The sequence below is a fragment of the Saccharothrix hoggarensis genome (assembly GCF_042678885.1).
GTDB classification, from domain to species: Bacteria; Actinomycetota; Actinomycetes; order Mycobacteriales; family Pseudonocardiaceae; genus Actinosynnema; species Actinosynnema hoggarensis.
Map to the genome: position 1 here is coordinate 1 of NZ_JBHTLK010000240.1, position 10,249 is coordinate 10,249.

7 protein-coding genes and 1 pseudogene are annotated in these 10,249 nt (G+C 73.8%); 1 reads left to right on the forward strand and 7 read right to left on the reverse strand.

Going from position 1 to position 10,249, the window contains the following annotated elements:
* Positions 1 to 181 (forward strand): annotated as a pseudogene (locus tag ACFQ3T_RS30365) (LacI family transcriptional regulator); the annotation flags it as partial.
* 116 nt (positions 182 to 297) lie between these two features.
* Here the strand turns inward: ACFQ3T_RS30365 and ACFQ3T_RS30370 are convergent.
* From ACFQ3T_RS30370 to ACFQ3T_RS30400, 7 genes are all read right to left on the reverse strand, one after another.
* Complete coding sequence (locus tag ACFQ3T_RS30370) at positions 298 to 3,072, reverse strand: non-ribosomal peptide synthetase (protein WP_380728479.1); 2,775 nt, start codon at positions 3,070 to 3,072, stop codon at positions 298 to 300.
* A 22-nt stretch (positions 3,073 to 3,094) separates the two neighbouring features.
* Complete coding sequence (locus ACFQ3T_RS30375) at positions 3,095 to 3,919, reverse strand: SDR family oxidoreductase (protein WP_380728481.1); 825 nt, start codon at positions 3,917 to 3,919, stop codon at positions 3,095 to 3,097.
* 9 nt (positions 3,920 to 3,928) lie between these two features.
* Complete coding sequence (locus ACFQ3T_RS30380) at positions 3,929 to 4,621, reverse strand: thioesterase II family protein (RefSeq protein WP_380728483.1); 693 nt, start codon at positions 4,619 to 4,621, stop codon at positions 3,929 to 3,931.
* A gap of 10 nt (positions 4,622 to 4,631) precedes the next feature.
* Complete coding sequence (locus ACFQ3T_RS30385; protein ID WP_380728485.1) at positions 4,632 to 5,333, reverse strand: SDR family oxidoreductase; 702 nt, start codon at positions 5,331 to 5,333, stop codon at positions 4,632 to 4,634.
* A 31-nt stretch (positions 5,334 to 5,364) separates the two neighbouring features.
* Entirely contained in the window at positions 5,365 to 6,618 is a 1,254-nt protein-coding gene (locus tag ACFQ3T_RS30390) for a cytochrome P450 family protein (RefSeq protein WP_380728487.1), read from the reverse strand.
* A 20-nt stretch (positions 6,619 to 6,638) separates the two neighbouring features.
* Positions 6,639 to 8,009, reverse strand: a complete 1,371-nt coding sequence (locus ACFQ3T_RS30395; protein WP_380728489.1) for an MFS transporter — start codon at positions 8,007 to 8,009, stop codon at positions 6,639 to 6,641.
* Positions 7,999 to 10,249, reverse strand: a 2,251-nt coding sequence (locus ACFQ3T_RS30400) for an acyltransferase domain-containing protein (RefSeq protein WP_380728491.1), incomplete at its 5' end; no start/stop codon positions are given. The genes ACFQ3T_RS30400 and ACFQ3T_RS30395, both read right to left, overlap by 11 nt.

Below are 10,249 nucleotides of genomic sequence, written 5' to 3' on the forward strand. Positions count from 1 at the left end.
CGCCCTGGCCGCCGGTGAGATCAACTTCATCGTGGAGTGCAACCCGCTGCTGGGCAAGCAGCTGATGGAGCTGGCGAAGAAGGTCGTGGCGGGCGAGGAGGTGCCGCCGCGGGTCGTGACCGAGGAGGGCACGTTCACCACCGAGCAGGCCAAGACCGAGCTCCCCAACCGCAAGTACTGATACCGAGCCGCACCGGGCCGCCTCTCCGGAGCCCCGTGCGGATCACAGACCGCGGTCCCCGTCGGCGTCAAAGGTCCCGCCGACGGGGACCGCACCTGTCTCGGGGTGCGGGTGGGTCAGCGGTCCCCGTTGGCGAGTGCGGTGACCACCGACCGGATCGTCGGGTGGCGGTACAGCTCACGCAGGTGCAGCGGCGGCAACCCGCCCTCCCGCATCCGCGCACCGATGCGGACGGCGAACAGCGAGTTGCCGCCCAGCTCGAAGAAGTCGTCGTCCAGCCCGACCGGCACGCCCAGCACCGCGCCCCACACCTCGCGCAGCCTGGCGGCGAGGTCGTCGTCCCCGGTGGGGTCGCCCGGGTCGGGCGTGGCCGGCTTCGCCGCGGCGACCGGCGCCGGCAGCCGTGCCGCGTCCAGCTTGCCGTTCGTGGTCAGGGGCAACGCGTCCAGCGCGGTCACCGTGGTCGGCACCATGTAGTCGGGCAGGATGTCGGCGGCCCGCTTGCGCACCCCCGACGTCTCGCCGCCCGTGCCGTCCGCGAGCACCACGTACGCGTCGATCCGGGCGGTGGCCGCGTCGCGCGGGTCGTCCCGGCGGACCACCACGGCCGCCGCGCGCACGTCCGGGTCCTCCAGGAGCACGGCGCGGATCTCGTCCAGCTCGATCCGGAACCCGCGCACCTTCACCTGGCTGTCGATGCGCCCCAGGTGTTCCAGCGCGCCGTCGGGCCGCAGCCGGCCCAGGTCGCCGGAGTGGTAGACCGTGCCCGGGGCGAACGGGTCGGCGGTGAACCGCCGGGCGGTCAGGTCGTCCCGGTCGAGGTACCCGGACGCCACCCCGGCCCCGCCCACCCGGATCTCGCCGGGCACGCCCGGCGGCAGCAGCCGCCCGGCGGCGTCCACCACGTACACGTGCCACCCCGGCAGCGCCGGCCCGACCGACCGCGACCCGGCCAGCGCGTGCCGTCGGGTGACCGTCTGGTGCGTGACGTGCACGGTGGTCTCCGTGATGCCGAACATGTTCACCACCCGGCACACCGACTCGGGGCGCACGTCGAACCACGGCAGCAGCACGCGCGCGTCCAGCGGCTCGCCGCCCAGCACGACCAGCCGCACCGCCAGGTCGTCGTGCGGCACGTCCACGAGCTGCGCGAACGCCGACGGCGTCTGGCTGAGCACGGTGACCCGTTCGGCGACGAGCAGGTCGCGGAACCGCTCCGGTTCCCGGGAGACGAAGTACGGCACCACCACCAGCCGGCCGCCGTTGAGCAGGCAGCCCCAGATCTCCCACACCGAGAAGTCGAACGCGCTGGAGTGGAACAGCGTCCACACGTCCGAGGGGCCGAGCCCGTACTCCTCCCGCGTGGCGTCGAGGAGCGCGATCACGTTGCGGTGGGGCACCACCACGCCCTTGGGGCGGCCGGTCGACCCGGACGTGTAGATCACGTACGCGGGGTCGTCGGGTGTCGTGGCGCCGGTGAACGGCGCGGAGCCGGCCGCGATCACGTCGTCCGGCGTCACGGGAACGGTGGACGCGGCGTCGGGCGCGGCGCCTGCCGTGACCGGGAACTCGGGCAGGCGCGTGACGACCAACCGGAGGTCGGCGTCCCGCGCGGTGTAGGCCAGCCGTTCGGTGGGGTAGGCCGGGTCCGCGGGCACGTAGGCGGCTCCGGCCTTGAGCACGCCCAGCAGGGTGACCACCAGCTCGGCCGTGCGGTCGAGGCACACCCCGACCCGGTCGCCGTCCGACACGCCCAGCGCGCGCAGCCCGCTCGCCACGGCGTCCGAGCGCTCGTCCAGCTCGCGGTAGGTCAGCCGCACTTCGCCGTCGGTGAGCGCCACCAGGTCCGGGTTCCGCGCCGCGACCGCGCGGAACGCCGTGTCGATCCGGGTGGGCGTGGTCGTGAGCGCGCGGTCCGGCCGGCCCAGCGCGACGACGCGCTCGCGTTCCGCCGCGTCCAGCAGCTCGACGTCGTCGGGCGACACGTCCGGGTCCTGCCGCACCTGGCGGTGCACGTGCGCAAGGTGCCGGGTGAACTGTTCGACCTGGTCAGGGGAGATCCGCCCGGCCTGGTGGTCGCACCGCAATCGAATCGCGCCGCCCTGGCGCCACACCGAGAACGTCAAGGGCAGCGGCGGTGCCAGGCAGGGTCGGTACTCGTCGACGCCGAAGTCCACCTCGGACACCAGCAGGCCGGCGGCGGCCGGTTCACCGGTCGCCTCCGCCCCGGTCCCCGGCGTCACCCGCAGCACGCCCCGGTCGGTGCCGATGACGGCCCAGCCGGGGGAGTCGGCCGCGTCGTAGCGCACCAGGGCGATCGCCAGCGCGGTGCGCCAGCTCTCCGCGTCACCGGCCTGGGCAGGCGTCAGTTCCACCTCGACCGCTCCCGCGCCCACCGGTTCGGACGCCGCCGCCCAGTCCGGCACACCGGCCGCCGCGACCTCGGACGCGCCCAGCGCGGGCGCCGTGACCCCGGACGCCGCCACCCCGGACGCCGTGACCCCGGACGCCGTGGCCCCGGCCGCTGTGACTCCGGCCACCGTGTGCTCAGCCCTGGCGGCGGCGACCGCCGCACCCTCACCCCCGGCCGCTTCCACCGCGTGGTCCGCGCCGGTCAGCGCCGCCGCCACCGCCCGCAGCCCGGCCGCGTCCAGGAACCCCCGGTCCGCCACCAGCACCAGGTCTGCGAGCCCGTCCCGGTACCGCAGCAGCGTGCACCGCAGACCGGTCACCGCCCGGCTCATCTCGATCGCACGCCGCCGTTCCGCGACCGGCTCGGCCGACGCGGCGGGCACGTCCTCCACCCACACCCGCGTCGACCCCGTCGCCGCCTCGGGCCGGACGGCGCCGGCGAGCCGGACCCGCAGCGCGTGGCATCGGGCTGCAAACACATGTCCTCCTGGTCGGTGGTGGTCAGTGCGCGGTGAAGCCGCCGTCGACGGTCAGCACCGAGCCGGTCACCTGCGCCGAGTCGTCCGACGCGAGGAACACGACGGCACCGGCCACGTCGTCCGGCTCCACCAGCCGGTTCATCGGCTGCGACTGGGTGAACGCCTCCACGTGCTCGTCCGCCGGGACGTCCAGCGCCCGCGCGATCTCCCGCAGCATCCGGCCCTCGGCCTCGGGGGTGTCCCGCACGTTGCCCGGGCACACCGCGTTCACCCGCACCCTCATCGGCGCGTAGTCCAGCGCGGCCGCCTTGGTCAGCCCGATCAGCCCGTGCTTCGCGGCCACGTACCCGGCGAAGTGCCGGTAGCCGACGAGACCGGCGGTGGACGCGATGTTCACGATGCTGCCCGACCGCTGGTCGCTCATGGTCTTGCCGACCTCGCGGATCACCCGCCACGCCCCGGACAGGTCGACGTCCAGCATCAACGACCACTCGTCCTCGGTGATCTCGTGCACCCGCTTGCCCGACGGCGCGGCGATGCCCGCGTTGTTCACGGCGACGTCGATCCGTCCGTAGCGGTCGCCCGCCAGGCTGATCGCGTCCCGCACCGACGCCGTGTCGCGCACGTCCGCCTTCGCCGTGAGCACGGACGCGCCGCGGTCGCGGCACAGCGCCGCCGTGTGCTCCAGCTGGCCGGTCGAGCCCAGCGGGTACGGCACGCCCGGCAGGTCCGCGCACACGTCCAGCAGCACGAGGTCCGCGCCCTCGGCGGCGCAGGCCACGGCGGTGGTGCGGCCGATCCCGCGCGCCGCCCCCGTGATCACGACGACCTTCCCGGTCAACCGCATGCGCGCTCCCTAGACCGCGGTGTCGATGAGCTTGAGCAGGTCCGGCGCGGACTCCGTCAGGTACATGTGCCCGCCGGGCAGCTCCACGTACTCGAACCCGGCGCCCGCGACCTCGGACCAGCGGGCGGCTTCAGCCGCGGTCACCAGCGCGTCGTCCGAGCCGCGCAGCGACGTGATCGGCGCGGCCAGCCGGGCGTCCGTGCTCGGCCGGTAGTCCTCGTGCATCTCCACGTCGGCGCGCAGCGTCGGCAGGATCAGCTCGCGCATCTCCGGGTCCTGCAGGGCCTCGTGCCGGAACCCGGCGAACTCGGACACCCGCGCCAGGAACTCGTCGTCGGGCAGGCCGGTGGCGCGGTGGGGCCGCTGGGTGTGCGGCTCCGGCGACCCGCTGACGACCAGCCGGCGCAGCACGAGGTCCGGGTGGGCGACGACCCGGTGCGCCAGCTCGTAGGCGAGCACCGCGCCCAGGCTGTGCCCGAACAGCACCACGTCGGTCAGGCCGTCGAGCTGCCGCACCAGGTCGGGCAGCAGCCCGTCCGCGGCGACGTGGGCGTCCCGGTACGGCTCGTCGTCGATCCGCCGCTCGCGGCCGGGCAGCTGCAGCGGCACGACGACCAGCCGGTCGCCCGCGTGCGCCGACCACGGGTGGAAGAACGAGGCTCCCGCCCCGGCGAACGGCAGGCACACCAGTGCGATCTTCACGGTCGTCCCCTCAGACAGGCTGGCCGATGGGCCGGATGATGATGGTGTTGACGTCCACGGTGGCGGGTTGCGCCAGCGCGAACACGATCGAGTCCGCGACCTGGTCCGCGGTCAGGAGGACGCCGTCGGGCAGCGCGCCGTAGGCGTCCCAGAACGGCGTCTCGGTGCGGCCCGGCGACACCAGCGTCACGCCGACGCCGTCGCCGGTGACCTGCCGGCGGGTGTTCTCCGCCAGCCCGGTCACCGCCCACTTGGTGATGCCGTAGATGTTGCCCGCCGAGTACGCGTGCCCGGCGACGCTGCCCAGCAGCACGATCCGCCCCTTGGTCCGCTTCAGCTCCGCCAGCGCCGCCCGGATCAGCAGCGCCGGGCCCAGGACGTTGGTCAGGACCATCTCCCGCCAGCCGGCCGGGTCGCCCTCCGCGATGTCGTCGTGCGTCGCCCAGCCCGCGTTGGCGACCACGGCGTCCAGCCGGCCGAACCGCTCGACCGCGGCGGCCACCGCGGCCTGGACGACGTCCCAGTCCCCGGCGTCGCCCTGGATCGTCAGCAGGTCGGCGGGCTCGCCGACCTCCTTCGCGAACCGGTCCAGCCGCTCCTGACCGCGTCCGACGACGGCCACCCGCTGTCCCTTGGCGAGCAGCTGCCGCGCGGTGGCGGCGCCGATGCCGCTGCCGCCGCCGGTGATCAGCGTGACGGGGATGTCGGTCATGTGGTGCTCCCAAGGGTTGTGCGGTCGAGAACTAGCGGGGCAGCTTGGTGGTGTAGGTGATCGGCAGGCTGTTGACGCCGCGGCCGACGGAGTTGTCGTAGAGCCAGGGGAGTTCGTCGCGCGGCACGGCGAGCGCGATGTCCGGCAGCCGGCGCAGCAGGGTGGTGAAGGCGATCTCGCCCTCCAGGCGGGACAGCGGGGAACCGGGGCAGAAGTGCGCGCCGTGGCCGAAGGCGAAGTGCCGGTTCGCGGTGCGGGTGATGTCCAGCCGGTCCGGGTCCTCGAACACCTTCGGGTCGCGGTTCGCGGAGCTGATCATCAGGTGCACGAACGACTCCTTGCCGATGCGCACGCCGGCCAGCTCCATGTCCTCGGCCGCCACGCGCAGCGTGCCGCGGTAGACGGGCGGCTGGTAGCGCAGGAACTCCTCGATCGCGCTCGGCGCGAGGCCCGGGTCGGCGCGCAGCAGCTCCAGCTGGTCCGGGTTGGCGAACAACGCCTCCATGCCGTTGCTGATCGTGTACGCGGTCGTCTTGTGCCCGGCGTTGATCAGCAGGATGAGCGTGGACACGAGCTCGTCGTTGGTGAACCGGCCGTCCTCGTCGGCGGCGCGGATGAGCGTGCTGACGAGGTCGTCGCCCAGCTCGCCGGCGCGGCGCGCGGCCAGCAGGTCCTTCAGGTACTGCTCGATGCTGTCGCTGGCCCACTTCAGCCGGGCGTTCTCCTCCTCGGTCGCGTACGGCGCGCCGCTGAGCAGCAGCCCCCACTCGTGGAGCTTGTCGCGGTCCTCGAACGGCACGCCGAGGAACTCGCAGATCACCTTCAGCGGCAGCGTGAGCGCGAACTCCTCGAACAGGTCGGCCCTGCCGTCGCTGAACGCGTCGATCAGGTCGTCGGTGGTCTCCTGGATCCTCGGCCGCAGCGCCGCCATCTTGCGCGGCGTGAACGCCTGCGCCACGAGCTTGCGCAGCCGGGTGTGCTTCGGCGGGTCCGCGGTGAGCATGTTGCGGATCAGGGTCGGGCTGGAGTCCTTGAGGAGGTCCTGCCACCACGCGGGCGCGTTGTCCACGTTCTTGGACAGGCGCGGGTCGGTGAACATGGCGGCCACCGTCTCGTAGTCCATGACCACGTACGCCTCGGCGCCGATCGGGTGGTTGACCTGGTGCACCGGGCACTTCGACCGCAGCCGGGCGTTGTCCGCGTGGCCGTTGGGGTAGGCCGGGTCGGTGAAGAACTCGGGAGGGAGCTTCTCGTGGTCGACGCCCGGCTGCGCTTCGGTGCTCATGGCTTCTCCTCCGTTGACGGTCATACGGCGACTGCTTCCGGGGCGGGCAGGTTGCGGATGCGCTTGGTGAGCGTGGGCAGCGCGGCGACACCCGAGATGACGCACATGGTGATGAACACCCAGGTCGAGCCGGCCAGCTCGAACACGGCGCCGACGATGAAGACGCCGAGCGGGGCCGCGCTCATGGACATGAAGAACACCGCGCCGAGCACGCGCCCCTGCACCTTGTCGGGCGCGACGGCGGCGAGGTAGGACAGGAACAGCGTGCTGATGATCGGGCCGCGGATGAACACCAGCGTCACGATGATGCCGAGCGGGATCACGCCGGGCGTGACGGCGAGCAGGATCGCCACGACGGGTCCGATCCACGCGCCGCACAGCACGATCACCGACGGCTTCACCTTCTTGAAGACCCAGCCCGCGATGAACGACCCGAACAGCCCGCCGAGGCCCGCCACGGCGAGCGTGACGCCGATGAACGACTCCGACGCGCCCCGGCCCTGCGCGGTGGCGATCAGCGCCAGGAACACGCCGGAGTGGGTGAACGCCATGTTCGACCCCATGATCCAGATGATCAGCGGGCGCAGGATCGGCTGCTTGAACAGGAACCGGAAGCCCTCGGCCGTGCCGCGCTTCTCCTTGGGCCCCTTGGCGGGCTCGCTCTGCATCGGCTTGCGCACGAGCAGCAGCAACACCGTGGAGATCAGGAACGACACCGCCGCCGCGAGATACGGGAACGCCCGCGCCACGCCGAACAGCGCGCCGCCGATCGGCGGGCCGGCCACCGTCGCGCCGAAGTACCGGATCTGGTTCTGCGCGGTGGCCTGCGTCAGCTGGGACGGTGGCACCAGCGCCTTGATCGCGGCCATCCCCGCGGGCTGCGACAGCCCGAAGCAGATCGCCGAGCTCACCGCGATCGCGAAGATCACGGGCATGCTGGTGCTGTCGGTGAAGATCAGCACGCTGAACACGGCCAGCAGCACGACCCGGATCACGTTGCAGCCGATCAGCAGCAGCCGGCGGTCCAGCCGGTCGGCGAGGACGCCGCCCGGGAGGGACATCACGCTCGCCGTGATCAGCTGGGCGGAGCCGACGATGCCCGCGTACAGCGGCGACCCCGTGGTGGCCAGGATCAGCAGCGGGTAGGCGATCTCGGCGGTCTCCTTCGCCACCGCGGCGAACGCCTCGCTGGTCCAGAGCGCCTGGAAGTCCCGGTTCTTGATCAGCGGCGACTCGGGGGCCTTCGGTTCGTCGGCGGACGGCGCGCCCGACGTGGCCGGGGCGTCGGGCTTCGTCGCCGGGTCCTGCTCGGGCGGCGCGGGCGGTGGCTCCGCGTCGAGTACCCGGTCCGACGTGCCGGTGGTGCTGCGGTCGAGTGGTTCAGCGGACATCCACGGCCTCATTCCGCACCGGCGCGACGCCGGCCAACGTGGTGAGCAGGTCCTCGGCGAGCCGCCGCACGTGCGGCTCGGTCAACACCGACCAGTGGTTCCCCGGCACCGGCCGGACGCGGACGCCGCCGCGGTACAGCGGGGCCAGCCGGGCGGTCAGCCGGTCGGCGCCGCGCGGGTCGACGCCCACCTTGAACACCACGGCCGGGCAGTCCACGGCGCGCGGCCGGTACGGCGCCAGCACCCGCGCCTTGTCCCGGAACAGCTTGCGCAGCGCGGGGTTGCGGCGCATCCGCCGACCGACCTCGCCGATGTTCAGGACGCCGGCCAGCTGGAAGCCGACGTGGCTGTACAGGAACTCGGGGTCGAGCCCGAGGGGCACGCCGAGCCGTCCGGGCATGAACGCGTCGATGCACAGCAGCACGTCCACGACCGCGCCGCGCGCGATGAGCAGGCGGGCCATCTCGTGCGCGACGACCGCGCCGAACGACCAGCCGCCCAGCGTGTACGGACCTTCGGGCTGGAGCGCGAGCACCGCGTCCACGTGCTGCGCGGCCACCCGCGCCACGGACCGGTGAGCGGTGTCCGCCGGGTCGGGCTCCAAGCCGTAGACCGGGCGGTCGCCGTCGAGCCGGTCGGCGAGCGCCTGGTAGCTGAGCGCGGTGCCGACGGCGTCGGCGGCCAGGAACAGCGGGCGGCCCGTCCCCTCCCGCAGCCGCACCGCGTTGACGGGCGGGCGTGCCGCCGGTGTCGCCGGCCGGTCGCGCTCGGCCAGCGCGACCAGGCGGCCGAACGTGGGCTCGCGGGAGAACTCGGCCAGCGAGACCCCGATCCCCGCCCGTTCCCGCAGCCGGGTCATCAGGTTCAACGCGATCAGCGACTCGCCGCCCAGCGCGTAGAAGTGGTCCGCGTCCGACGAGGGCGGTTGGCCCAGCGCCGTGGTCCACAGCTCTTCCAGCACCGGCCGCACCGAGCCGTCCACGACCTGCGCCGGCCGCCGTCCACGCGACCTCGACTCGGCCCGCACGACCTGGTCGCCCTCCGGGTCCTCGCCGAGGAACGGGTGCGGCGGCAACGAGCAGCGCGGTGGCGGCTCGGCCCCGCCGAGCGCGGTCGCGGCCAGCACGTCCACGCCGCGCTCCCACAGCTCGCCGAGCGCCCGCAGCACGCCCAGGTCGCCGTCCTCGGCGCGGCCCAGCAGCGGGAGCCCGGTGCGGGAGCCGTCCCAGCGGTCGTTCCAGCGGACCGTCCCGAGCATGGAGGCGCCCGGGCCCAGCTCCAGGAACGTGTCCACACCGGCGTCGAGCAGCGTCTCCACCCCGGCGTCCAGCAGCACCGGCCGGGCGAGCTGCGCGGCCCAGTAGTCCGGTCCGGCGACCGCCTCCGGGGCGGCCCACGTGCCGCTGGTGTTGGACACCAGCCGCAGCGTGGCCGGTGTCGCCGGGGTGCCGGCGACGACCCCGTGGAGCGTCCGCGCGGCCGGTTCCATGGCCGAGCTGTGACCCGGCCGGTCCACGGCCAGCACCCGGATGTCGAGCCCCGCCAACGCGTCCCCGGCCAGCAGCTCGTCCACATCGGACTCGCGGCCGGAGAGGACCACGCCGCCGCGGCTGATCACCGACACCTCGACCGGGCTGTCGGGGCCGAGGCGGCGCAGCACCTCCTCGGAGTCGCCGTTCACCGCGACCATGCGCCCGGGCGGCGCCTCCGCCCACGCGACCCTGGCCCGCTCGTGGACCAGGGCGGCGGCGTCGGCGGGCGACCACACCCCGGCCAGCGCGGCGGGCGCGTACTCGCCGATGCTGTTGCCCAGCATGGCGACCGGGGTGATGCCCCACTCGATCAGCTGCCGGCCGAGCGCGTAGCCGAGCGCGAACAGGCCGAGCTGCTGGTTCGCGCCCTCGTCGAACCACTCCGGACCGCCGTCCACCTCCGCCACCACGGGCGTCAGGTCGACGCCGCACCGGTCCAGCACCGCGTCCCGGATCTCGTCGAACGAACGGCGGAAGCCGGGCAGCAGCCGGTAGGCCGGCGCGCCCGCGTTGTACCGCAGGGTGCCGTGCCCGGGGAACAGGAACGCGACCTTGCCCAGCGGACGTGGTGCCGCCGGGTCGCCGGCCGCGGCCAGCAGGTGCGCCGCGTGCGTCGGGTCGGACACCGCGAACGCCTGCCTGTGCCGGTGGACGCGCCGCTCGGCGAGGGTGCGCGCCACCGCGTGGACGTCCGGCGCGGTGCCGCGG

Bases quoted from the DNA above. Each gene is read 5' to 3' on its own strand.
- ACFQ3T_RS30375 (WP_380728481.1), bottom strand. From the start codon at position 3,919: ATGCGGTTGACCGGGAAGGTCGTCGTGATCACGGGGGCGGCGCGCGGG.
- ACFQ3T_RS30385 (WP_380728485.1), bottom strand. From the start codon at position 5,333: ATGACCGACATCCCCGTCACGCTGATCACCGGCGGCGGCAGCGGCATC.
- ACFQ3T_RS30390 (WP_380728487.1), bottom strand. From the start codon at position 6,618: ATGAGCACCGAAGCGCAGCCGGGCGTCGACCACGAGAAGCTCCCTCCC.
- ACFQ3T_RS30395 (WP_380728489.1), bottom strand. From the start codon at position 8,009: ATGTCCGCTGAACCACTCGACCGCAGCACCACCGGCACGTCGGACCGG.